The 24054-nt window shown below is 68.9% G+C and carries 20 protein-coding genes and 1 tRNA gene; 11 read left to right on the top strand and 10 right to left on the bottom strand.

Translation table 11 applies throughout. The features are described 5' to 3' along the window. Nucleotides 1-83: 83 nt before the first annotated feature. Nucleotides 84-1148, top strand: coding sequence for a glycosyltransferase family 4 protein (locus tag HZF19_RS10505; RefSeq protein WP_208028730.1), 1065 nt, complete (start codon nt 84-86; stop codon nt 1146-1148). Nucleotides 1149-1189: 41 nt separating this feature from the next. Here HZF19_RS10505 and HZF19_RS10510 read toward each other — a convergent pair whose 3' ends face one another. The 7 genes from HZF19_RS10510 to HZF19_RS10540 form a co-directional block, all read right to left on the bottom strand. Next, the gene (locus HZF19_RS10510) at nt 1190-3382 is read right to left on the bottom strand and encodes a molybdopterin oxidoreductase family protein (protein WP_208028731.1); all 2193 of its coding nucleotides are present in this window, start codon (nt 3380-3382) and stop codon (nt 1190-1192) included. Nucleotides 3383-3384: 2 nt separating this feature from the next. Next, nucleotides 3385-5016 (bottom strand): DmsC/YnfH family molybdoenzyme membrane anchor subunit, encoded by a 1632-nt coding sequence (locus tag HZF19_RS10515; protein ID WP_208028732.1) that lies wholly within the window; start codon nt 5014-5016, stop codon nt 3385-3387. Nucleotides 5017-5021: 5 nt separating this feature from the next. After that, nucleotides 5022-5810 (bottom strand): MFS transporter, encoded by a 789-nt coding sequence (locus HZF19_RS10520; protein WP_208028733.1) that lies wholly within the window; start codon nt 5808-5810, stop codon nt 5022-5024. Between the two features lie 412 nt (nt 5811-6222). Further along, entirely contained in the window at nt 6223-7332 is a 1110-nt protein-coding gene (locus HZF19_RS10525) for a uroporphyrinogen-III synthase (protein ID WP_208028734.1), read from the bottom strand. A gap of 180 nt (nt 7333-7512) precedes the next feature. Next, complete coding sequence (nirD, locus tag HZF19_RS10530; RefSeq protein ID WP_208028735.1) at nt 7513-7986, bottom strand: nitrite reductase small subunit NirD; 474 nt, start codon at nt 7984-7986, stop codon at nt 7513-7515. Further along, nucleotides 7983-10589, bottom strand: a complete 2607-nt coding sequence (nirB, locus tag HZF19_RS10535) for a nitrite reductase large subunit NirB (protein ID WP_208028736.1) — start codon at nt 10587-10589, stop codon at nt 7983-7985. Before nirB ends, nirD begins: the two co-directional genes overlap by 4 nt. A 226-nt stretch (nt 10590-10815) precedes the next feature. After that, nucleotides 10816-10900 (bottom strand) — tRNA-Leu (locus HZF19_RS10540). Nucleotides 10901-10989: 89 nt separating this feature from the next. Between HZF19_RS10540 and HZF19_RS10545 the strand changes: the two genes are divergently transcribed. Genes HZF19_RS10545 through pknB form a run of 6 tightly spaced genes read left to right on the top strand, consistent with a single transcriptional unit; the run spans nt 10990 to nt 18220 of the window. Continuing rightward, a complete protein-coding gene (locus HZF19_RS10545) occupies nt 10990-11649 on the top strand; it encodes an FHA domain-containing protein (RefSeq protein ID WP_208028737.1) in 660 nt (219 codons plus the stop codon). A gap of 54 nt (nt 11650-11703) precedes the next feature. Next, a complete protein-coding gene (locus HZF19_RS16895; protein WP_208028738.1) occupies nt 11704-12189 on the top strand; it encodes an FHA domain-containing protein in 486 nt (161 codons plus the stop codon). After that, nucleotides 12186-13517 carry a Stp1/IreP family PP2C-type Ser/Thr phosphatase gene (locus HZF19_RS10555; RefSeq protein WP_208028739.1) on the top strand — a complete coding sequence of 444 codons (1332 nt, stop codon included), beginning with the start codon at nt 12186-12188 and terminating at the stop codon, nt 13515-13517. The genes HZF19_RS16895 and HZF19_RS10555 overlap by 4 nt, the downstream gene beginning before the upstream one ends. Before the next feature lie 50 nt (nt 13518-13567). After that, complete coding sequence (locus HZF19_RS10560; protein WP_208028740.1) at nt 13568-14854, top strand: FtsW/RodA/SpoVE family cell cycle protein; 1287 nt, start codon at nt 13568-13570, stop codon at nt 14852-14854. After that, nucleotides 14851-16329: a peptidoglycan D,D-transpeptidase FtsI family protein gene (locus HZF19_RS10565; protein ID WP_208028741.1), complete on the top strand. Its 1479-nt coding sequence runs from the start codon at nt 14851-14853 to the stop codon at nt 16327-16329. The genes HZF19_RS10560 and HZF19_RS10565 overlap by 4 nt, the downstream gene beginning before the upstream one ends. Before the next feature lie 40 nt (nt 16330-16369). Continuing rightward, nucleotides 16370-18220: a Stk1 family PASTA domain-containing Ser/Thr kinase gene (pknB, locus tag HZF19_RS10570; RefSeq protein WP_208028742.1), complete on the top strand. Its 1851-nt coding sequence runs from the start codon at nt 16370-16372 to the stop codon at nt 18218-18220. A 30-nt stretch (nt 18221-18250) separates the two neighbouring features. Here pknB and HZF19_RS10575 read toward each other — a convergent pair whose 3' ends face one another. Next, nucleotides 18251-18838, bottom strand: coding sequence for an anthranilate synthase component II (locus HZF19_RS10575; protein WP_208028743.1), 588 nt, complete (start codon nt 18836-18838; stop codon nt 18251-18253). 140 nt (nt 18839-18978) lie between these two features. Here HZF19_RS10575 and HZF19_RS10580 point away from each other — a divergent pair, with 140 nt between their 5' ends. Further along, nucleotides 18979-19311: a cell division protein CrgA gene (locus HZF19_RS10580; protein ID WP_208028744.1), complete on the top strand. Its 333-nt coding sequence runs from the start codon at nt 18979-18981 to the stop codon at nt 19309-19311. Nucleotides 19312-19550: 239 nt separating this feature from the next. On the opposite strand, the gene HZF19_RS10585 is transcribed toward HZF19_RS10580, so the two are convergent. Together HZF19_RS10585 and HZF19_RS10590 are read right to left on the bottom strand one after the other, a co-directional pair. After that, complete coding sequence (locus HZF19_RS10585) at nt 19551-19880, bottom strand: hypothetical protein (RefSeq protein WP_208028745.1); 330 nt, start codon at nt 19878-19880, stop codon at nt 19551-19553. A 126-nt stretch (nt 19881-20006) separates the two neighbouring features. Further along, complete coding sequence (locus HZF19_RS10590; protein ID WP_208028746.1) at nt 20007-21200, bottom strand: thiolase family protein; 1194 nt, start codon at nt 21198-21200, stop codon at nt 20007-20009. Nucleotides 21201-21396: 196 nt separating this feature from the next. Between HZF19_RS10590 and HZF19_RS10595 the strand changes: the two genes are divergently transcribed. From HZF19_RS10595 to HZF19_RS10605, 3 genes are all read left to right on the top strand, one after another. Then, entirely contained in the window at nt 21397-23226 is a 1830-nt protein-coding gene (locus tag HZF19_RS10595; RefSeq protein ID WP_208028747.1) for an AMP-dependent synthetase/ligase, read from the top strand. A gap of 115 nt (nt 23227-23341) precedes the next feature. Then, a complete protein-coding gene (locus HZF19_RS10600) occupies nt 23342-23731 on the top strand; it encodes a hypothetical protein (RefSeq protein WP_208028748.1) in 390 nt (129 codons plus the stop codon). A gap of 54 nt (nt 23732-23785) precedes the next feature. Then, complete coding sequence (locus HZF19_RS10605) at nt 23786-24052, top strand: hypothetical protein (RefSeq protein ID WP_208028749.1); 267 nt, start codon at nt 23786-23788, stop codon at nt 24050-24052. Nucleotides 24053-24054 lie beyond the last annotated feature (2 nt).

Consider the following 24054-nt stretch of genomic DNA (forward strand, 5'->3'; position numbering starts at 1 on the left):
TCCGCCGGCTCCGGCTTGCCAGGAAGCGCAGCGAGGAGACCGATCCACAGCGTAGGTGACGTTCCGATCGGGAGGTGATGCTCGTGAGGGTTGCGGTCATCGCTCCACCGTGGTTGGCCGTACCGCCTAGCGGCTACGGGGGTACCGAGCTGGTACTCGACGTGCTCTGTCGAGGTCTCGAGGAACAGGGTCACGAGGTGCTGCTGTGCACGACCGGTGACAGCACCTGCCCGGTGGCGCGGCACTGGGTGTTCGAACGATCGCTCGGCACCACCGCCATCAGCCCCGCAGCGGAGCTGCACCACGTGATCGAGGCCTACGACGCCGCTGCCGCTTGGCGGGCGGACATCGTGCACGACCACACCATCACCGGTCTGGCCTGGGGGGAGGCGTTCCCGACCCTGCCGGTGGTCACCACCAACCACGGTCCGTTCGAGGGCGACCTGGCAGCGGTTCTGCGCCGGGTCGGTCGGCGGGTACCGATCATCGCCATCTCGCACCACCAGGCGTCGACTGCGGGGAGCATCCCGATCGGCGCGGTGATCCATCATGGGATCGACCTCTCGCGCTGCGAGGTGGGCGACGGTGGCGGTGGATATGCGCTCTTCCTCGGTCGGATGAGCCCGGACAAGGGGGTCACCACCGCCATCACGGTTGCCCGCCGGGCGGGTGTACCGCTCAAGATCGCGGCGAAGATGCAGGAGCGGGCCGAGCTCGAGTACTTCGCCGAGCGGGTGCGGCCGATGCTCGGCGGTGACATCGAATACGTGGGTGAGGTGGGCCCGGTGGCGAAGGGCCAGCTCCTCCGAGATGCCCTGTGCCTGCTCAATCCCATCGCCTGGGCGGAGCCGTTCGGAATGGTGATGATCGAGGCGCTGGCTCACGGCACCCCGGTGGTGGCGACCCCGTTCGGCTCCGCCCCGGAGATCGTCGACGATGGGCAGACCGGCTTCCTCCGCAACGACGAGGACTCGTTGCTCCGGGCGCTCGAGCGGGTGCCCGAGTTGGATCGGGCGTCGTGCCGGCAGGTCGCCGAGGAACGGTTCTCCATGGCGCGCATGGCCACCGAGCACGCAGCGTTCTACGCCGCGCAGCTCGAGCGGCACGGCCCTTCGCTCCTCAGCGATCCGGCCACCGCCGACCGCTGACCGATCGGGCCGGGCTCTCTCACCTCATCTCGCCGTGGCGGTCACCTCCGCCGCACGTCAACCGCACAGTGTTTGTAGCCGGGCTGGCGGGAGTGAGGGTCGAAGACGGGGAAGGTCAGCTGGTTGGTCGATGCGGCATGCATTGGGACGAACACCTCTCCCCGGCGCACTGTGGGGGAGACCAGGGCCGTGGCCGCCATCGAGCCACGCGCTGATCGCACCTCCACCGGATCCCCGGTCGCGATGCCACGGACGGCTGCGTCGTCGGGGTGGATCTCCACGACGCCACCTTCCGGTGCCAACAGGCGGAGTGCCGGAGCGCGCGAGGTACGGGTCCCGGTGTGCCATTGCGCAGAGGAGCCGCGTCCCGTGAGCAGCACCAGCGGGTAGGAGGACGAGAGTCGTTCTGGCGGCGGGGTCGGATCGTCGACGACGAAGCGAGCCCGGCCGTCTGGCGTGTGGAAGCGGCCGTCGGAGAACAGGCGCCGCTCGACCTCTCCGGGGCTCGGGCGATCGGCGCCGTCGGGGTAGGGCCACTGAGCCGCACCGGTGTCGATGTGCTCCCAGCCGTCGACGCCGGTGATGTCGCAGGGCATTCCTGCGGTCAGCCGCTGGAGGAGCCGGAACGCTGCCTCGGGCGACTCCCACGGAGCAACGAGGGCGGCGCAGCCAGCAGCGGACGCGATGGCCTTGAAGATCCAGAAATCTGCCAGCGCCTGACCAGGGGGACGCCGCACCGCTTTGATCAGACCCAGCCTGCGCTCGCTGTTGATGAAGGTTCCCTCCTTCTCGCCCCAGCCGGCGGCTGGGAGCAGGAGGTGCGCGAACCGGGCGGTCTCCGTGTCGTGGTAGAGATCCTGGACGGCCAGGAACTCCAGGCGCCCGAGTAGCTCGCGGGCGTCGGACTGGTTGATCCAGGAATGCGCGGTGTTGGTGGCAATGACCCAGAGGCCCCGTATCGCACCGGAGGCGATCCCCTCCATGATGCGGTCATACGACCAGCTCGGTTCCCGGGGCAGCACGGCTTCGTCGATCGAGAGTGCTCCTGCGACCGCGGCCCGGTGCTCCGGATTCTCAAAGTCTCGGCCTCCGAAGAGGCAGGTTGTGTTGGCGAACAGCCGCGAGCCCATCGCATTGCACTGGCCGGTGATCGAGTTCGCCCCGGTACCCGGCTCGCCGATGTTGCCGGTCAGCAGCGCGAGCGCTATGAGCGCCTGTGCGGTACGCACCCCTTGATGGGACTGGTTCACCCCCATCGTCCACCAGATCGACACGGCACGTCCGGTACCGATCACATGGGCCAGAGCCTCGATCTCGCTCTCGGCGAGATCGCAGTCTGCGGCCACGACCGAGGGTGGGAACCGCTTGACGTGCGCGGCGTAGCTCTCGAAACCGGAAGTGTGCGCTTCCACGAAACGCCGGTCCACCAGCCGGTCGCGGATCAGGACGTGCCCGACTGCGTAGGCCAGGGCCAGGTCGGTCTTCGGCCGGAGCTGGAGGTGATGGGTCGCGACCATCGCGGTCTCGGTGCGCCGCGGATCGACCACCACGATCTCCGGGTGGTTCGGGTTTCGCAGCGCTCGCTCCCACAGGATCGGGTGCGCGATGGCCGGGTTGGCACCCCAGAACACGATCACGTCGCCCAGCTCGAGATCGGCGTAGGTGTAGGGGGGTGCATCAAAGCCGAAGCACTCCTTGTACGCCACGACCGTCGACGCCATGCACTGTCGGGTGTTGCCGTCGCCGTGGCGGATGCCGAGTCCGCTGCGAGCCAGCAGACCCAGCAGGGCGATCTCTTCACTGGGGATCTGGCCCGTCGACAGGAAGGCGACACTGTCCGGCCCGTAGGCAGCTTGCACCTCGCGCACTCCGGACACGAAGGCCCGGAGAGCCTCTGGCCAGCTCACCGGCTCGAGCCGTCCAGCGGGGCTGCGGCGCATCGGGGTACCGGCTCTGTCGTGGGCTTCCATCGGAGCGAGGAGCTCCCAGCCCTTCGGGCACGCCGAACCCTGGTTCACGGGATGGGTCGGCGATGGTGTGATCCCGATTGCTCGACCGCCTTGCAGATGGACATCGAGGCCGCAGCCGACAGAGCAATACCCGCACACGCTGCGGGTGATCATGTCGGGCACCCGGTCAGCTGGCACCTGACCGAGGTGGAACCCTCCGGCTCGGCGGCCGAGCCGGGACGAGAGCTGGCCCTCGGTCCGCACGGGCACGAGCCGCTCGAACATCTTCATGCTCCTCCAGTGGGCAGCCGGGGCCCGCCACTGGTGCGAAAGAACAAGTGCCGTTCGAGTAGCTCGGTGCAGATGGCCGTCGCCGCCGACACGGTGCCCAAGGTGGCCGCGCCCGGCGAAGCCCCCGGTGATGACGACGCGACGGCCAGGATGGCGGGAACCAGGAGCAGCACCCCCAGCGCGAGGAGTAACCGCGCCGTGGACGGCACGTCGAGCGGACCTCGCAACAGCGAGCCGCGAAGGACCAGCGGATCGTCCCGGTCGCCACGTCGTCGCCGCGCCTGCCAGTGGGTGAGTGCTGCCGCTGCGGCCGCCGCCATGCCCAGGGCGCCAGCTCCGGTGATCAGCCGAGGGTCACCTCCACCCGCCGAGAGCACCGTGAGCACCGACAGCGAGCCACCCAGCAGGCACGTGAGCGCGAACCGAGCCGTGGTGCGGACCACCGACCACGATCGCCGGCCGGTCACGGCGTACACCATCACCGAGGCGGCAACCCCGGCCACCCCCGCAGTGGTCGCCCCGCCGCCGAGAGCGACCGACAGCTCTCGCGGAGCACCGGTGAAGACTGCCATCGCGTACAGGGCCGAGAACAGCGCGAAGAGCCCGAACGCCACGATCTCCCTGCTCAGCCACGAGTGCGAGACCCCTCGGACCGCCCGCCACGCGTACCGGGGGCGACCGAGGTGGGTGAGAGACGCGGTGAGGGCCACGACAGCGGTGCCCAGTGCCAGGATCGCCAGCGGGCCGGTGCTGCTGACGGCTGAGGGTGCGACCAGCTCGATCAGCCAGCCGAGGGTGGCGGAGCCTACGGCGATCTGGGTCAGCACGAGCATCACGACCAGCGGGGTGTGGCCGTGGGCGGGTCGAAGGGCGCCGTTGTCGACTGGCCGGGCGCCACGGGGGAGCGTGCGCTCGGACCGGTAGGTCGTGGTGGGCAGCGTGAGCGACGACGGTGGCGCTCCCGGTAGCAGCCGGGCCCTGGCGTCAGCGGCGAGGGTCGCCACCACGTCGGCGACACGCACGACGGTGACCGCGATGGCGTCGTTGGGGCAACCCTGGACGCATGCGGGGGCCTCGCCTTCGGCGAGGCGGCCGGCGCAGAGGTCGCACTTGCGCACGATCCCCAGCCCGCGGTGTGGCGCGGGCACCTCGTATGGACAGGTCATGGTGCAGTACAGGCATCCGATGCACTGGTCATCGAGGTGGGCGACGATGCCCGTGTCCGGATCCTTGCGGTAGGCGTCGACCGGGCATCCCGAGAGGCACGCCGGATCGATGCAGTGATGGCAGGCGTGGGTGACGGTCTGGATGATGCCGGATCCGGTCGCGGGATCGATCCCCCGTAGGGTGCCCACTCGCCTCCACGACTCGTCGCCGTCAAGGCCGTTGAGGGTGTGACACGCCGTCACGCAAGCCTTGCATCCTGTGCAGCGGTCGAGATCGATCTCGAACGCGTACTGCTCCCCGGGTCCGGGAGGCGATACCGGTACGAGATCCCGCCAGCGCCGGGAAGCCGTCGTGCGCTCGTGGCCATCGATGTGCGCGGCGAAGCGCTCGACCGGGGTCAAGACGCGTTGGCGGATGAGGTACTCGTCGATCGGCGTGGTGGTTCCGGTCACGTCGGTCATGGCGTTCAGGCGGGTAAACGGGGGGGGATGACCTGTGGCTGGAGCAGCGCGGGTTCGCTCGCTGTCGTCGTGTCGTTCTCGACGAGTCCCGGGCTGAAGGAGTCGACCGGCTCGACGAGCCAGCGGGTCGCGATGAGTCCGGCGATCGATGCAGCGGCGATGATCAGGAAGAACGCTGTCGATCCGACGAAGAGCAGAGCCGTGAGGAACACGACCGCCCCCAGGTTCCCGTAGGCCCCGACGATGCCCGAGATCTGACCACTCACCCGCTTCTTCACCATGGGCACGATGGCGAAGACCGCACCCTCGCCCGACTGGACGAAGAACGAGGAGACCATGCACGTAGCGATGGCAACCGGGAGCGGCCAGCCGTTGTCGATGGTGGCCATGAGGCCGTGGCCGCCAGCGAGGCCGACCAGCAGGATCGACAAGGTCCGCTTGCGGCTACCCAGCAGGTCTGAGAGCAACCCACCCGTCGGGCGTGCGATGAGGTTCATGAACGCGAAGCCCGAGGCGACCATTCCGGCGGCGGTCGTGCCGATCCCGAAGGTGTCGGTGAAGAACGCGGGCAGCATCGTCACCACTGCGAGCTCCGAGCCGAAGGTGCAGAAGTAGGCGGCCGAGAAGACACGGCCTGAGGGGGTGTCGGTGACCGTTCGCCGGTAATGCAGCCGGTAGGCGGCCGAGATGACACCTGTCGGCGCGATGGCCCACCGCCAGCCGGCGGGACCCCCGACGACACCGGCGACGTGGGGGAGGGTGACCGCCCCCGCGGCAGAACCGAAGTTATGCACCGCCCGCCGTAGATGCCCTCAGCCGTCCCGAGTTCGTTCGGAGGGAACCACTCCGAGACCATGTGCATCCCGACCACGAACCCCGCGCCGACGCTCAGTACCACACGACTGAAGACCAACATGCCGCAGCTGTCGCTGGTCGCGAAGGCAAGGCAGGGGAGAAACGCATAGATGAGGCGAAGCGCCAGATGGGTCGAACGCGCAGCACGGCATCGCGCAGGCGAGGCTCCGGCTGGGGAAGGGAACGGTTTGGCGTGGCGTCGATGGTCATGCGGGCAGTGTGTGGCCGCCAGGTTTCGTCTTCATATGGCGCCGATTACGGGTGGTGCACGGCATGCGCACGACGTGACTTGCGCGATGTGAGGGGTGACGACATGGCGATCCGGGGTGGCACCAGTGGGGACCCACCGGGTCAGATGACGGCGAGGCGGTACCCACGTCGCATCACCGTCTCGACCCCGATACCAGCCTCACCGAGCCGGCGTCGCAGTCGACCGACGGTCACTTCCACCACGTGGGGATCGGTGTCGTGGCTCCAGACCTGCCCGAGGAGTTCCCGCTTGGACACCACGGCCCCGGGCCGCCGAACGAGCACCGCGAACACCTTCCGCTCCCGATCGGTCAGCAAGACGGACCGAGTCGGACTCACGTAGACCAGGCGTCCCTGGATCATCACCTCGTGGTTCCCGACTCGTAGCAAGGTTCGGCGAGTGGAGAGCGCACGGGTCAATGCCTGCACCATCGAGCCGAGACGAGGTCGCACCGGCTCGATCGGCTCGGTCGCGACCGCGCTGGCACGCAACCGGGCTGCGGTGACCGGCCCGACCGCGCAGGCCAGCACACCTCGGGAGAAACCGGTCCGCACCTGGTCGAGCAACCCGGCCCTGGTGGCCAGCTCGACGAAGTTCGTCACGGCATGAGCACAGGTGAAGGTGACGGCGTCCACGGCGTGCTCAGCCACGGCCGTGATCACGCGCTCGGCTGGTGTGAGGTCGTCAGGCAGCACCCAGCGGTACACGGGAAGGGCCACCACGTCTACACCGAGGGCTCGGAGCTGCTCAGTGGCGGGTTGACCAGCCCCATCCAGCTGCACGGCGACCCTCAGACGGCGGTCACTGGGGTGGCTCGCGATGAGCTTCGCGACCCGGTCCAGGAGCTCCTCGTGAGTGGCCTGGGTGGTGACCTCGTGCACCTCCACGCCCAGACCTGCTGCTGCGCCAGCGGTTTTCGGCCCGCGGGCGAGTACGAGGGCTTGGTCGAGCGCCTGATAGAGGGCGTCTCCGAGCCCCAGGCTCTCTGCCGCGCCGAGCCAGCTACGCACACCGATCGCGGTGGTGAGTGCCACGACATCGGGAGGATGAGCGATGACCTGAGTGGTGGCATGGCGCATCCTGGATGTCTCATCGAGAGGCAAGGTCTTGATGGTGGGACCGTGCAGAACAGCGGCACCTCGCCGCCTCAGGAGCTCTGCCTGCTCATCGGAGCGGCGATCAGCCGTGATGGCGACGGTGTAGCCAGCCATCGGCTGATCCGGTCCGAGGATCTGGTCGTGGCGTTCGGAGCTCTGATGCGGCTCGTGACCCAGGGGTTTCATCTTGACTGCTGGAGCCACTGCGGCCATGGCGAGCGATGGTGCCCTGGCGGTGTTTCCTGGCGGTTTCGCAGGTGTTGCTCATTCATGAGCAGCGACCTGCTCGGAGGTTCAGCCGTGACGAGTGTGCGAGCGGGCCCACCAACTCGGTACGACCACTGGCTCGGTGCGTACCCAGATGCGTCCGTTCTTCACCCGCACCGCCCAAGCACCGGCTCCCGAGGACGGGTCGTCGAGACACACACCGTCTGCCAGTGCGAAGCGATGTTTGCGTAGTGGTGACGCGACATAGAGCTGGCTCTCCCCGTTCGACGAGCGCGATCCGATCAAGCCTCGGGAGAGCACGCTCGCGCCTGTGCAAGGGTCGAAATCGCCGATCGCCCACACCTTCTCTGCGGTCGCCTCTGGAGCGCCACCCACCCGGAACAGCGCTACGGCATGACCGGCCACGAGGGCGCGCACGCCGCGGCCGATTTCCACCGTATCGATGTCACACACGTCGACCCAACGATGGGCGACGTGCTGTTTGGGAGCATCCGAGAGGCCGCGATCCTCTGGGTCGACCGGCGGGGCCGACAGGCTCATCGCAGCACCACCGGTGACTCGTGGCCGGACTGGGCGGAGTTCGGATGGCGTTCACCGGGCAAGAGCGGCCGAGGCTGGCCTCGCTCGAGGACGTGCGTGATGGTGGGGTCGGGCGTGTTTGGCGCGTTGACGTAGGAGATGAACCGTGCCCGGCGCTCCGGGTCGGCGAGTGTGGCGGCCCATTCGTCTTCATAGTTGGCGATGTGGGCTGCCATCGCCGCTTCGAGCTCTGCCGCCAGCCCGAGTGAGTCAGCGAGCACCACGTCGCGGACGTGGTCGACACCACCATCCAGGCGTTCGATCCAGGTCGCGGTGCGCTCCAGCCGATCCCCGGTGCGTACGTAGTACATGAGGAACCGGTCGATGGTTCGCACCAGCTCGGCGTCGGAGAGTCCCTCTGCGAGAAGATCCGCGTGACGGGGCCGCATCCCACCGTTCCCACCCACGTAGAGGTTCCATCCCGCGTCCGTGGCGATCACCCCGACGTCTTTGGATTGTGCCTCCGCGCACTCACGGGCGCAGCCCGAGACCGCCATCTTGATCTTGTGGGGCGCACGGAGGCCCCGGTAGCGCAGCTCGAGTGCGATCGCCATGGCGGTCGAGTCCTGTACTCCGTAGCGACACCAGGTGCGCCCCACGCAGGACTTCACGGTCCGGACCGCCTTGCCGTAGGCGTGGCCGGACTCGAACCCTGCAGCGACGAGGCGCTCCCAGATGGGTGGGAGCTGCTCGAGTCGCGCCCCGAAGAGATCGATGCGCTGGCCTCCGGTGATCTTCGTGTAAAGGCCGAAGTCCCGTGCCACCTCGCCGATCGCGATGAGACCCGCCGGGGTGATCTCCCCTCCGGGGATGCGTGGAACGACCGAATAGGTACCGTCGCGCTGCAGGTTGGCAAGGGCGTGGTCGTTGGTGTCTTGGAGCGCGGCTTGTTCGCCGTCGAGGATGTAGCCGTTGCTGAGCGAGGCGAGCACCGAGGCGAGGGCAGGTCGGCAGACCTCGCAGCCGATGACGCTCGTGCCGCCGGTCGCGCGGACCACGTCTGCCAGGGATGTCAATCCTCGGATGCGCACCAGGTCGAAGAGCTCTTGGCGGGTGACGGGAAGGTGCTCGCACATGCCCTGGCGGCTCTCGATCCCCTCCCGGGTGAGTTCCTCTGCCAGGACCTCTTCGACGACGGGTAGGCAGCCACCACATCCGGTGCCGGCTCGGGCGTGACGTTTGAGGTCGCTGACGGTGTGACAGCCGCCGGAGATCGCCCGGATCAGTTCGGGCCGGGTGACACGATTGCAGGAGCACACCAGGTCGCTCGCCGGTGCGCCGTTCGAGGAGACGGGCACCGCCGCTACTCTGCCGGGGAGCACCAGGACGCCAGGGTCGACGAGACCCGTCGGGGCGTGAAGCTCGCCCTGGACCGTACCCCACCCACTGATGTCGCCGACGAGGATCGCACCGATGATCCGGCGGTCACCGTCGAGCACGATCTTGCGGTAGATGTCGGAGCTCTGGTCATCCCACACGACCGACCGGCAGCCGGGGGTCGACCCGTGCGCATCGCCGCCACTGGCGACGTCGACCCCTACCAGCTTCAGCTTGGTGGTGGGTTCGGGAGCCGAGAACGTCAGGCTCGTGTCGGGCTGCTCAGCGGTGACGAGTGCGGCAAGCCGGCCGGCGGCGATGCGGGCCATGGTGTAGCCGGGAGCGACGAGCCCATAGGTGCGGCCTTCAACCGCCGCACACTCCCCGATTGCCCACACTCGGGGATCGGGGGTGCGCAACTCGGCATCGACGAGCACCCCGCCTCGCTCGCCGAGTGGGAGGCCGGCTTCCTCGGCAATCCCGTCCTCGGGTCGGATACCGGCGGCGACCACGACGAGATCGACAGCCAGATCGACCGGGTCTCCGTCCGCCGCCATCAGCTCGATGGCCGCCAGGTGCCCGGTGCTGGCGTCGCCGTGGATGACGGTACAAGCGGCGCCCGTGTACACCACGAGACCGAGGGCTTCGATGCGGCGTCGCAGCGCCGCCGCTGCAAGGGAGTCGAGCTGCATCGGCATCAGGCGGTCGGCCAGCTCGATCACGTGGGTTTCCAGGCCGAGGCTCCGGAGTGCGTTGGCGGCTTCGAGCCCGAGGAGCCCGCCGCCGAGCACTGCCCCGCGCCGCACTCCGGGCTCTGCCGCCAGGCGGGCGATCGCTTTCAGGTCGTCGATGGTGCGGTACACGTGCACGCCCGGTGAGTCGATGCCCGGGATCGGTGGCACGAACGGTCTAGACCCCGTCGCGAGGACGAGGGTGTCGTAGCCGAAGGCACATCCGCCAGCGGTCAGGACGGTCCGGGCCCGGCGGTCGATCCGCACGGCGGGGTCGCCGAGGTGCTCGGTGATGCCGTGCATGTCGGCGAAGCCGTCCTCGACGAGGCACAGCGCATCGGCTGAACGGTGATCCACCCACGACGAAAGCTGCACCCGGTCGTAGGCGCGGTGGCGTTCGGCGCCCACGACCGTCACGTCGAGCAGGGGCATCGCGCCGGACCACACCAGTTCCTCCAGGAAGCGGTGTCCGACCATGCCGTTGCCCACGACGACCACGCGGTGCGGTTGCTGCATGCGACGAGTCCTTCCGATCAGAGGGTGACTCGTCGCCACTCAACTCGAACTCCGTTGCACGCCCGTATCCCGACCGTGAACGCTCGCCGACACGGGACGATCACGCGGATCGTGGGTCGTGCGGGACCGCACACGGGCGCTCGCCGGCTGTGAACCTGGCTCGGGCGCCCACTTGGTCGGGGGGTCTTGGTCCTCCGCTCACGATGCGGGGTCGCCATCGTCGTCGTGCGCGAGGGGGGACTTGAACCCCCACGTCCTTGCGGACACAGGAACCTGAATCCTGCGCGTCTACCAAATTCCGCCACTCGCGCGAGTGAACGGTCTGTGAGGGTAGCCGACCCACCGGCGGCTCACGAACGCTGGACCCGTCATCGCCCGGGTCCCCGGGTATCGTTCCGGCGTGGGTCTGAAGGGGTTCGAGCGCAAGCTGGAGAACCTGGTGGAGGGGGCCTTCGCCCGCATGTTCCGCAGCGGCCTGCGGCCCATCGAGCTGGGTCGCCGGCTCGCCCGCGAGCTGGATGACAACCGCTCGGTCGACGTCCGGGGGCGCACCGTCGTGCCCAACGACTTCACGATCGCCCTGAGCCCCGAGGACCACGAGCGCTTCGCTGACATCGAGGACACGCTCTGCCGGGAGCTGTGCGACGCGGCGCGCGAGCACGCTCGCGACGAGTCCTACTCGTTCCTCGGTCCGGTGGCGGTGGAACTGACGGTCGATCCGGCGTTGCGCACCGGCACCTTCACGATCGTCTCTCGGATGAAGGAAGGCCCGAGCGGTGTCGGCGCCGGCTCGTTGCTGCTCCCGAACGGGGAGCGCTTCGTGCTCGACGAGCACCCCGTGCTCATCGGCCGGCTCGACGAGTGCGACATCACCATCCTCGACGCCAACGTGAGCCGGCGCCACGCGGAGATCCGCCCCCGCGGCGACGGCTTCGTGGTCGTCGACCTCGGCTCCACGAACGGAACCCGGGTCAACGGAGTCCCGGTGAGCGAACGGGAGCTGCGTGACGGCGACGAGCTGACGATCGGCAACACCCGCATCGGTTTCCAGGCCTCCTGACCGGAACCACCCTGTCATGAGGTCGGAGGGAGTCGCCGGTAATCTCGTGCTCCAGTGTCCGAGCAGCTGCTCTTCATCCTGAAGCTCTGCCTCCTCGCCCTGCTGTATCTCTTCTTCTTCCGGGTGCTGCGGGCGGTCTGGGCGGAAGTCCGGGCCCCGTCACCGGCGGGTGCACCCGCTCGCGCCGTCGCTGCGGTCCCAGGTCCGGTCGCGCCAGCCTCCGGGCAGGAGGTCAGGCGTGGTCGCAGGTACCGCCCACCGGAGCTCACGGTGCTCGAGCCCGAAGCCCAAAGAGGGGCGACCTTCCCGTTGGGCGACGAGGCGACCATCGGGCGGGCCGCAGGCTGCCAGGTCACGCTCGACGACACCTACGTGTCCCAGCTCCACGCCCGGGTGTTCACGAGGGATGGCAGCTACCTGATCGAGGACCTCGGCTCGACCAACGGTACCTATCTCAACCGTCAGAAGGTCTCCGGACCGATGGTGGTGCAGAAGGGCGACCGGATCCAGGTCGGCAACACCGTGCTGGAGCTCCGGTGACCGCCTTCGCCTGGGGTGCGGCCACCGACACCGGGCGGGTCCGGCCGGCGAACGAGGACTTCCTGCTCGCCGCGGACGGGCTGTTCGTCGTCGCCGACGGGATGGGTGGTCACAAGGCCGGCGAGGTCGCCGCTCACCTGGCGGTCGAGGAGCTCCGGGCACGGATCTTGGATCGCGGTGGTCCGCACACCACCGATGATCTCGTCGAGGCGGTCCAGGAGGCGAACGCCATGCTCGTGTCGAAGGCCGGTGAAGACCCGGACCTGCGCGGCATGGGTACCACGTTGTGCGCCATGGCCCTGGTTCGCGACGGAGACCGGGACCTGCTCGGGGTGGTCAACGTCGGCGACTCGCGCCTGTACCTGCTCACCAGCGGCGAGCTCGAGCAGATCACCGACGACCACAGCTTGGTCGCGACCCTCGAGCGGCAGGGACGCCTGACCCAGGCCGAGGCTGCCGTCCACCCCCAGCGCAACATCCTCACCCGGGCGCTCGGGATCGACGAGCGGGTCATGGTGGACTCGTGGGAGATCGTGCCGTTCGTCGGTGATCGGTACCTGCTCTGCAGCGACGGCCTGTTCAACGAGGTCGACGACAACCGCATCGCGTCGACGTTGCGCCGGCTCGCGGATCCCACCGACGCGGCTCATGAGCTGGTGCGCCTGGCGAACGAGGGTGGTGGGCGGGACAACATCACCTGCATCGTCGTGGACGTGATCGATGACCAGGGCCGTGATCCCGCCGCGTCCCCCACGGACGGGCGTGTGGCCGCTCGGGTCGACGGGCGTGGCCGGGTGCTCGCGGCGGCGGTCGGCGAACCGGCGACGGCCAGCTCCGATCCCGGCGGCACAGATGTGGGCGGGCCGGCTGAGGAGCCCGGTGCGGGAGGCGCAGCCCCCTCGCCCCGAGCACGGTGGGTCACCTGGCGGGTGGCGGTGTTCCTGGTCGTGCTCCTGGCGATCATCGGCGCAGCGGTGGGGAGCATCATCTATGCGGGCACCAGCACGTACTACGTCGGGTTCCAGGGAGACCAGGTCGCGATCTTCCGGGGCAAGCCCGGTGGTGTGCTCTGGTTGCAGCCCGAGCTCCAGGGAGAACCGACCGACCTGACCCGGGAACAGCTCGACGTGGCGCTGCAGGCGGAGCTCGATAAGGGCAAGGAGCAGGGCTCGCTGCTCGAAGCCGAGCAGTACGTCGAGCGCATCCGCGCCCAGGCCCGGCCCGCAGCATCGGGTGGCCCGCCCGCCTCGGGCACGTCGGGCACTGCCACGACCGGGACCACCACCGGGCTCGCACCGACATCCACGGTCGAGCCGCCGCCGCAGTGAGCGTGCCAGCCGGGGCCGTCCCCCGTCGGCGGAGTACGGAGCTCGGTCTCGTGCTGCTGGCTGTCGTGGCCACCGCGGGCGCCTACGTGCTGGCCAGCCTCGGCACCACCGCGGAGATCCCGGTGAACCTGGGCCCGTTCCTCGTGTTCGTGCTGGGACTGTTCCTCGTGGCTCACATCGCCGTACGGCGTTACGCCCCCGAAGCCGACCCCGTCCTGCTGCCGATCGCGGCCCTGCTCAACGGCATCGGCTATGTGGTGATCGCCGGGCTCGATGCCGGGGGGAAGGAGAGCTTCGCCGCCGCGCAGGCGACGTGGACCGCGATCGGCGTGGTCGCGTTCTGCACCGCCCTGCTGGTCGTCCCCCGGATACGTGACCTCCAGCGCTACCGTTACACCTTCTTGCTCACCGGTCTGGTGTTGCTGATCCTGCCCTTCGTGCCCGGTCTCGGCAGCGAGCGCTTCGGGGCCCGAATCTGGGTGAGTCTGGGGCCGATCAACTTCCAGCCGGGTGAGGTGACCAAGTTGGTCCTCGCACTGTTCTTCGCCGGCTACCTGGTCGACAAGCGGGAGCTGCTCCGCTCGAGCCCCCGGCGGCTGGGTCCCGTGCGGGTCCCCGAGCCGAAGTACCTGGGCCCGGTGCTGCTCGCCTGGGGCGTGTCGCTCATGGTGATGATCAGCCAGAAGGACCTCGGCACCTCGCTGCTGTTCTTCGCCCTCTTCATCGTGATGCTGTGGGTCGCCACCGAACGTCCGTCGTGGCTGATCATCGGGGCGCTGCTGTTCCTCGCGGGAGCGTGGTTCTCCTTCACCCGCTTCGGGCACGTCCAGGATCGGATCGACATCTGGCTCGATCCCTGGCAGGACCCGGACGGCACCGGTTACCAGATCATCCAGGCCGCCTTCGCCATGGCCGCCGGCGGGCTGGCAGGCACCGGGCTAGGTCTGGGCGGCGCGGTGCGCATCCCGTTGGCCGAGAGCGACTTCATCTTCGCCTCCATCGGTGAGCAGCTCGGCCTCTTCGGGGGGACGCTGGTGCTGGTCGCGTTCCTGATGGTCATCGGCTCGGGCCTGCGCATCGCGGTTCGCACGGACCAGCCGTTCGAGAAGCTGCTGGCCGTCGGCCTGACCACGCTCATCGGGGTGCAGGCGTTCATCATCATCGGCGGGGTCACCCGCCTCCTGCCGTTGACCGGTATCACCCTGCCCTTCGTGTCCTACGGCGGATCGTCGCTGGTGGCGAACTACATGCTGATCGCGCTGCTGCTGCGCATCTCCGACGAGAGCAACCGCCGGCCCCGCAAGCCCGAGGTCGTGGCGTCGGCAGGTGCGCTGTGAACCGCCAGATCGCCCGCCTAGGTATCGGGTTGCTGGCCTGCTACGTCGCGCTGTTCGCCATGCTCAACTGGGTGCAGGTCCTCCAAGCCGACGAGTACGCGGAGCACCCGCTCAACACGGCCCGGATCCGCAAGGAGTTCAACCGGCCCCGGGGATCGATCCTCTCCGCCGACGGCGCCGTGTTGGCCACGTCCACCGACAACCCGGACCCGAACTCGGAGTTCGAACGGATCCGCATCTACCCCGAGGGGGAGCTCTTCGGTCAGGTCACCGGCTACTTCTCCTTCTGGTACGGCGCGTCCGGGGTCGAGCAGGCGTACGCCGCGCAGCTCTCGGGTCAGACAGTCGAGCAGCAGTTGCGGGGCCTCGGCGACCTGTTCGTCCAGCGGGAGAACGTCGGCAACGTTGTGGTCTCGGTCCGCAAGGACCTCCAGCAGACCGCCCGCGACGCTCTCGGTGAGCGTGAGGGGTCGGTGGTCGCCATCGACGTCAAGACGGGTGAGCTGCTCGCGTTCTGGAGCTACCCGTCGTTCGATCCCAGCTCACTCGCCGGCCTCGACCACGGCAACGTGGAGCAGGCGTGGAAGCTGCTCAACGCCGCCCCGGGGCAGCCGCTGCGTGCCCACCAGTACCAGGACCGCTACTTCCCCGGCTCCACGTTCAAGGTGGTGACCGCTGGGGTGGGCGTGCAGAGCGGCACGGTCACCCCTGAGGAGCCCGTCTACCCGGTGGAGCGGAGCTGGACGCCACCGCAGACCCAGGTGCCGATCTTCAACTTCGGTGGCTCCGCTTGCGGGGGATCGTTGTTCCAGGTGATGGAGATCTCCTGCAACACCGCGTTCGCCCGGATGGGCACTGAGACGATCGGGCCCGACGAGATGGTCCGGGGCACCGCGACGTGGGGGTTCAACGATGCGCCCCCCATCGATCTGCCCGGTCCGGCCCGCTCGGTGTTCCCCACGAACTTCACCCGTGACCTTCCCAAGCTCGCGCAGTCTTCGATCGGTCAGAACGACGTGCAGGCCACGCCCCTACAGATGGCGTTGGTGGCCGCGGCGGTGGCGAACGGTGGCCGGATGATGCGCCCCCACGTCATGACCGAGGTCCGCGATGCAGACCAGCAGGTCGTGAGCCGGTTCACGCCGAGCACCTGGAAGCAGCCGTTGACGCCGGAACATGCGGCCATCATCCGTGACGCGATGATCGGCGTGGTGCGCAGCGGCACCGCGAGCGCCCTGGCCATCCCGGGTTACGAGGTGGGCGGCAAGACCGGCACCGCGCAGCTGGGCACGGAGCCGCCCCGCTCGCACACCTGGATCATCGGCTTCGGCGGCCCGCCCGGTGACCCGCAGGTCGCGGTGGCCGTGGTGGTGCTCAACCAGCCCGGTGCGAGCGAGTTCACCGGGGGTCGGGTGGCCGCTCCGATCGCGCGAGCCGTGCTCCAGCAGGCTCTCGCGCTCAAGGCCGGCGGTTGACGCTCGGCACCGGCGCGGCCTCACGTAGGCTGGGCCGGTCATGCCTGACGAACCCCGAGCTCCCACCGTCTTCAACGAACGCTACGAGCTGCATCGGAAGGTGGCCCGCGGCGGGATGTCCGACGTGTACCTCGCCCGGGACCTGCTTCTCGATCGGCCGGTGGCCGTGAAGGTGTTGTTCCCCGAGTACGCCAAGGACGAGACCTTCGTGGAGCGGTTCCGCCGGGAGGCCCGGGCGGCCGCGAACCTCAACCACCCGAACGTGGTGGCGGTCTACGACTGGGGACAGCAGTACGGCACGTACTTCATCGTGATGGAGTACGTGGAGGGTCGCAGCCTGTCGGAGATCATCCGCACGGAGGGCCCCCTGCACCCCACTCGGGCGGCGGAGATCGCGGCCGACGTGGCGGCCGCGCTGGCGTTCGCCCACCGCAACGGGGTGATCCATCGGGACATCAAGCCCGGCAACATCCTGTTGACCTCTACGGGTCAGGTGAAGGTGGCTGACTTCGGTATCGCCCAGGCGGCGTCCTCGGAGGCCACCCAGGCCAACCTGACCCAGGTGGGGGCGGTGATGGGTACGGCCACGTACTTCTCGCCCGAGCAGGCGCAAGGCAAGCCCATCGATCCCCGCTCGGACCTCTACTCCCTCGGGTGCGTGCTCTACGAGATGCTCACCACCCGGCCACCCTTCTCGGGCGAGACCCCGGTGGCGATCGCCTACCGGCACGTGCAGGATTCGCCCGAGCCGCCCTCGGCGATCAACAGGGGGGTGCCGGCCGCGCTCGAGGCGATCGACCTGAAGCTGCTGGCCAAGGACCCTGCCGAGCGGTATCCCTCGGCCGAGGACCTGCGCACCGACCTGCGGCGGTTCCTCGATGGGAAGCCGGTCGCCGCCTCCGGCGGTGCGAGCAGCGCTGCTGCCGGGGCCGCACTGGGTGCCGGCGCGGCGGGGGCTGCGGCCGGCGCCATGACGGGTGATCCCACCGTGGCGGTGCCGGCCACCCAGGTCGGTGCGGGTGTCGGCGGGCCGGGCAGGCCGACCGGCCCTGTCACCGGCATGCAGCCCGAGTATGCCGGCCCGGGCGAGCCGCCACGCAAGCGCACCAGTGCCTTCCTGGCAGGGATGATCATCCTGTTGCTGGTGCTCGCCGGCGTGCTGGTGGTGCTCGGTCTCCGGCTCAGCCGCAGCAGCGAGGAGATCACCGTCCCGGACGTGCGAGGCCTCACCGTGCAGGAGGCGCAGGCTCGTCTGAGCGGCGCAGGGCTGAAGTCCGAGATCCGAGAGGAGCCCAACGCCGATGTGCCCGCCGGCCAGGTCTTCGAGCAGACCCCGGCACCCGGCGCGAAGGCGGCGCGTGACTCGGTCGTCACGCTGCGGGTCAGCGCGGGTCTGGGCAAGGCCGAAGTCCCGGACGTCGTCGGTCGTACGGAAGCTGCGGCCCGGTCGCTCATCGAGCGCGCCGGGTTCGTGCCCGACGTCCGCCAGCGCGAGGACGACACGGTGCCCGCCGGGCAGGTGATCTCCCAGGACCCGCCTGGTCGGACCCAAGCCGAGCGAGGCTCGGCGGTGACGATCGTCGTGTCCGCTGGTCCGGCCCCGGTCACGGTACCGGACCTGGCCGGCTTGACCGTAGCCGAGGCGTCCAACGCGCTCGGCCAGCGCGGCTTCCGGGTCACGCAGAGTCAGCAGGCGTCGACCTCCGTGCCGGCGGGGACGGTGATCGCCACCGATCCTCCGGCGAACACCGAGCTCCCGAAGGGCAGCACGGTCCGGCTGATCGTGTCGTCAGGGCCTCCCGAGACCACCACGACGACCACGACCTCGACCACCAGCACCAGCTCCACCACGACGACCACCGTCTCGGGCGGGGGCGGAGGCGGTGGCTGAGCTGCCCGGGTTGCCGGCCCGCTCCGGGGATCAGGCCGGCGCGCTCGCCCGGGCGAGGAAGTTGCCCATGAGTGCGTGACCGCCCACGGTCAGGATGGACTCCGGGTGGAACTGCACGCCCTCCACGTCGAGTTCCCGGTGACGCAGCCCCATCACCAACCCGTCGTCGGTCTCGGCGGTGATCTCCAGCGCGTCGGGCACCGAGGACCGGTCGACGACGAGCGAGTGGTATCGGGTGGCCTCCAAGGGATTCGGGAGACCTTCGAAGACCCCAGTGCCGTGGTGGTGGATCAGGGATGTCTTCCCGTGCATCACCTCGGGTGCTCGCACGACCCGGCCTCCGAACACCTCGCCGATGCACTGGTGGCCGAGGCACACCCCGAAGACCGGGCGCCGGCCGGCGAAGTGTCGGATGACGTCGTTCGAGAGGCCGGCGTCACTCGGCCGGCCCGGGCCGGGTGAGATCAGCACAGCGTCGGGGTCGAGGCCGATGATCTCGTCGAGGGTGAGGGCGTCGCTGCGGTGCACCAAGGGGTCCGCTCCCAGCTCACCCAGGTACTGGACGAGGTTGTAGACGAAGCTGTCGTAGTTGTCGAGGACCAGCACCCGGACACCCATCGTGCTGGGAGGGTACCGCGGCTCCCGGGTCGAGCCGTCACGGCGTGCTCTTCAGCGTAGACGCTCGCCCGTGTCGACGTCGGGGTGATCGGCGCTGGCGGCGCCTGCCACCATGTGTCCGCGGGGTAGGCTGGCCGACCGTGGCCAACCCGAAGCGTCCCACGAAGCGCAAGGTCGAAGGCACCGGTCGGGTCACTCCGAAAGGCGCTTCCATCCCCCGCAAGCGGGCCGAGCAGGCCGCCGCCCATGCGCCGGAGGCCTCGAGTCGCTACACGCCGCCGGTTCCGAGCGCGTACTACGAGAGCCCGCGCTGGGTGCCGGTGCTCATGTTCACCCTGTTCGGCCTGGGCATGGTGATCATCTTCCTGCACTACGTCGACGTCCTGCTCCCCGGTGCCCGCAGCAACTGGTGGTTGCTGGCGGGACTGGGCTCGATCCTCGGGGGGATCATCACGGCGACCCAGTACCGCTGAACGGGTCCTCCGATCCCTCGCCCGCTGCCGTCCACCCTGCGGTTGTCCACAGGACGTCGACAATGGCGGGACGCTCCGTGACCCTGCCTTGACGGGGTGGTGGCGATCCTTGCGCTCCGGTCACACGGAGGCGTCGAACAAGTTACGGGAGTGTGATCCTCCCCAACTCGGTCCACACGCTGTGGAAAATGTTGGCCGTGTGGAAGATGTGAAGGTCGCAAGGGCTGGAGTCCGCCGCGTCAGTCGATGGGCGCCACCAGCTCCATGTCCTCCTGGCAGTGCCGCGGTGGCTCGGGGTCCTCGGCCGGCGCGATCGTCATGCGAGCCTCGGCACCGCAGATCGAGCACCGGTAGATGATCTTCACCTTCCGCAGCTCCCCGGGTGGTGGAGGCTTGGGCAGCGGGCGGGCCAGCCCGCCGAGGATGGCCACGCCCACGCGCAGCACCAGGTACGCGATGGCCGCGGCGACCGCCACGTCGAAGATCGGGAAGCCTGCGACGAGGGCGGCCGCCGAGCCGAGCACGACGACGCCGACGATCACCGGGTGGTTGAGGCTCGGGCGTTGCATCGGCAGAACACGCTGGTGGGGTGCCCGCGTGGGCACCCCATCAGCCTACGAGCCTGGCGCAGCGCAGCCGCGGTGCTCGCTGGCGCTGCTGGACCACTGGCGCGGCGGACGCCGGGATCAGCCCGATCAGCCCAGCCGCTCGATGATGGTGGCGTTCGCCATACCGCCACCCTCACACATGGTCTGCAGCCCGTAACGGCCGCCGGTGCGTTCGAGCTCGTTGAGCAACGTGGCGAGCAGCTTCGTGCCCGAGCACCCGAGCGGATGGCCGAGGGCGATCGCTCCGCCATTCACGTTGATCCGATCCATGTCCGGATGCAGCTCCTTCTCCCACGCGAGCACGACGGATGCGAAGGCCTCGTTGATCTCGACCAGATCGATGTCGTCCATCGACAGCCCTGACTTCTCGAGCGCCTTCTGGGTGGCGGGGATGGGGCCGGTCAGCATGGTGATCGGGTCGACGCCCGCCAGGGCGAACGTGTGGAAGCGCGCTCGCGGGGTGAGGCCGAGCTGGTTGGCCTTCTCCTCGCTCATGATCAGCGCCGCCGAGGCACCGTCGGTGATCTGGGAGGAGTTCCCGGCCGTGACCTTCCCGTCCTCCTTGAAGGCCGGCTTGAGCTGGGCGAGCTTCTCCATCGAGGTCTCCCGGATCCCCTCGTCGGCGGTGACCATCTCGTCGCTGGCGATGAGCTCACCAGTCTCCTTGTCTCGGGGCTTGGCCCGGACCGGGATGATCTCGTTGTCGAAGCGGCCCTCGTCCCGCGCTCGGGCCGCGAACTGCTGGCTGCGTAGCCCGTAGGCGTCGAGGTCCTCGCGGGTGAGGCCCCACTTGTCAGCGATGAGCTCGGCGGAGATGCCCTGTGGGACGAGGCCCCCCCGGTCCGCGTAGCGGAGGCCCATGGCGTCACCGAAGGGGAAGCCCACGTTCTGCACCATGGCGGAGGCGCCCATCGGCACCAGACTCATGACCTCCACCCCGGCCGCCACCACCACGTCGTACGCGCCGGCGATGACTCCTTGGGCGGCGAAGTGCGCCGACTGCTGGGACGAGCCGCACTGGCGGTCGATGGTCGTGGCGGGCACCTCCTCTGGCCAGCCCGCGGCCAGCACCGCATTCCGACCGACGTTGAGCGCCTGCGCGCCCACCTGCATGACGCAGCCCATGATCACGTCGTCGACCAGGGCCGGGTCGAGATCGTTGCGCTCCACCAGCGCCTTCAAGCATTCGGCGGCGAGGTCGGCCGGGTGCCAGCCGGATAGCTTGCCGTTGCGCTTGCCGCCCGCGGTGCGGACGGCGTCGACGATGACTGCGGTGGCCATGGTTCGGATCCTCTCTTCGGTCGTCAGCCGACGAAACTAGACCGGTCGGTCAAGTCTGCCGGCTCGGTGTCCCCCGGCGCAACCCTGCGGCCCGCTGCCGCGAGGGGGAACCCGGCCCGATCGGTGGCCCGCGCGAGCACACCCGGCACTCGAGCGACAGACTGGTTGTGGCCAGACGAGAGCGAGGGGGATTCCGATGACCGATGCCAGCGACCGGATCTCGGGCGAGCAGATCATGCGGGCCGTCGAGGGTTGGACGGTGCCGAGTCGTTTCCTGGAAACCGTCCGCCAGCATCCGGACCAGGTCGCGCTGCGGTGGCGGAAGGCTGACGAGAGCTGGGGAGAGCTCACCTACGGGGACTACGCCGACCGGGTCGCTCGGGCGGTCACCGGTTACCGGCAGCTGGGCCTCGAACCCGGTATGCGGATCGTCCTGATGATGCGCAACATCCCCGAGTTCCACATCCTCGACATGGCGGCGTATTTCTGCGGGGCGACACCGGTATCGATCTACAACTCGTCTTCGCCGGAGCAGGTGCAGTACCTGGCGAGCCATGCCGAGGCCCTGTTCGGCATCGTGGAGGACATCGGCTTCCTGGAGCGGTTCCTCAAGGTCCGCGCCGAGCTGCCCGATCTCGCGCATCTCGGCATCATCAGTGATCCCCAGGGTCTGGCGCCTTCCGACGTGTTCACCTACGACGGGTTGATGGCGCACGAGCCCACCGACCTCGAGGTGGCGGCGGGGCACTGCGAGCCGGACCAGGTCGCCACGATGATCTACACCTCGGGAACGACCGGTCCCCCCAAGGGGGTGATGCTCACCCACCGGAACATCTGCTGGACCGCCGAGAGCCTGCGCATCGCGATGGACTGGTCGTACGACGAGTTGGTCGGCAAGCGGATCGTCTCGTACCTGCCGATGGCACACATCGCCGAGCGGATGAGCTCCCACTACATGGGCGTGCTCGGCGGGTACGAGGTCACGACGTGTCCCGAGCCGACCCAGATCGCGGACTACGCCCGGTTGGTCTCCCCGAACGTCATCTTCGGTGTGCCCCGGGTGTGGGAGAAGATCCACGCTGCGGTACAGGCGGCGCTCGCCGCCGATCCCGACAAAGAGCGCCAGTTCGCCGAGGCGATCGCCACGGCCGAGCCCATCGCCGAGAAGATGGCTTGGGGTGCCGAGACCGACGAGGAGCGGGCGACCTACGAGTTCCTCGACGAGGTGGCCTTCAGAGGGGTTCGCCAGCTCATCGGCCTCGACCAGTGTGAGCTGGCCATCACCGGTGCCGCGCCCATCCCGGCCGATGTCCTGCGCTGGTTCCGGGCGATCGGAGTACCGCTCACCGAGATCTACGGCATGTCGGAGTCGAGCGGGCCGATGACCTGGGCGGCGAAGCGGATCAAGCCGGGAACGGTCGGGCCCGCCATCCCGGGGTGCGAGGTCAAGCTGGCGGACGACGGAGAGATCATCTGCCGGGGCGGCAACGTCTTCGTCGGCTACTTCAAGGAACCGGAGAAGACCGCGGAGGCCCTCGACGAGGAGGGGTGGCTGCACTCCGGCGACATCGGCGAAGTCGACGAGGACGGCTACTTCCGGGTGGTGGACCGCAAGAAGGAGCTCATCATCACCGCCGGAGGCAAGAACATCAGCCCGGCGAACCTCGAGGCCGCCCTCAAGACCATCCCGCTCGTCGGCCAAGCGGCAGCGGTGGGGGACAACCGGCCGTTCGTCGCTGCCCTGGTCACGCTCGATCCGGACGTCGCGCCGGCGTGGGCCAAGCAGCACGGCATCGAGTTCGAGACCCTGCACGATCTGGCCCGCAACCCTGCGGTCATCGAGGAGATCAATCGTGGGGTGCAGGAGTGCATGGCCTCCTTCAGCAACGCGGAGCGGGTCAAGAAGGTCCAGATCCTGGGGGAGGAATGGCTGCCCGACAGCGACGTGCTGACCCCCACGTCGAAGCTGAAGCGGCGGGGCATCCTGGCTCGCTACAACGACATCATCGAAGAGCTCTACGCCTGAGCTGCACTCCCCACCGACCGGGCTCTGGCTGCACCGGTGGTACGGGCGCTCGATCCTGGGCGCTGTCGCTGCTGGCGGCTCGGCCCTCGCGCTGGCCGTCGGCTACCCGCTGAGGGTGCTCGCCGGCTCGGCCTTCGCACCGCCCGCGCTGGCATTCTCCACGGAGCTGTTCCCGACGTCCGTGCGCGCGGCCATCGGCGGATGGTTGGTGTGCGCAGGAGTCGTCGGTTCGACCGTGGGGCTGGTCGCGGTCGGCACGGTGGCCGTGACAGCCGGGTTCGTCACCGCGATCAGCGTGTTCGCGGTGCCCGCTGGGGCAGCGGGAGCGGTGCTGATCGCGCTGCCTGAGACCCGGATCCAGGAGCCCGAGGAGTCGGCCCGGAGCCAGGTGCGGCTGGACCGCCCGTCGAGCCGGATGGGAATGGGTCGTCCGACTCAGCTCGGTGCCCGGAAAAATGAGTCTCGCGGCCGATTCATCAATTTGATGAATCGTGATCCTCTATAAGCGCAGCGGATCCCGGACGGCTCGAAGCGACAGGGGAGTGGGGAGGCCGACGAGATGCCAGAGGTCCTGATGGACACGACGACCCGCAGCGGTGTGGTGATCGCTCTCGATGACGAGGTGGCGACCATCGTGATCACTGAGCCCGAAGAGGAGTGGTACTTCCCGGCCGCGCTGGTGCCGGAGGGTGTCGGGGTCGATGACGTGGTCCTCATCGAAGGATCCGGCCGCAACCTGCGCATCCTCGCCAAGGACCCGCTGGCCCCGAGCATCAACGCCCGCCTGGATCGCTCGCTCAACCGCCGGCGTCTGGACCTGCGCTGAGC

Origin of the sequence: Rhabdothermincola sediminis, from assembly GCF_014805525.1 — a bacterium.
GTDB lineage: Bacteria > Actinomycetota > Acidimicrobiia > Acidimicrobiales > Acidimicrobilacustridaceae > Rhabdothermincola > Rhabdothermincola sediminis.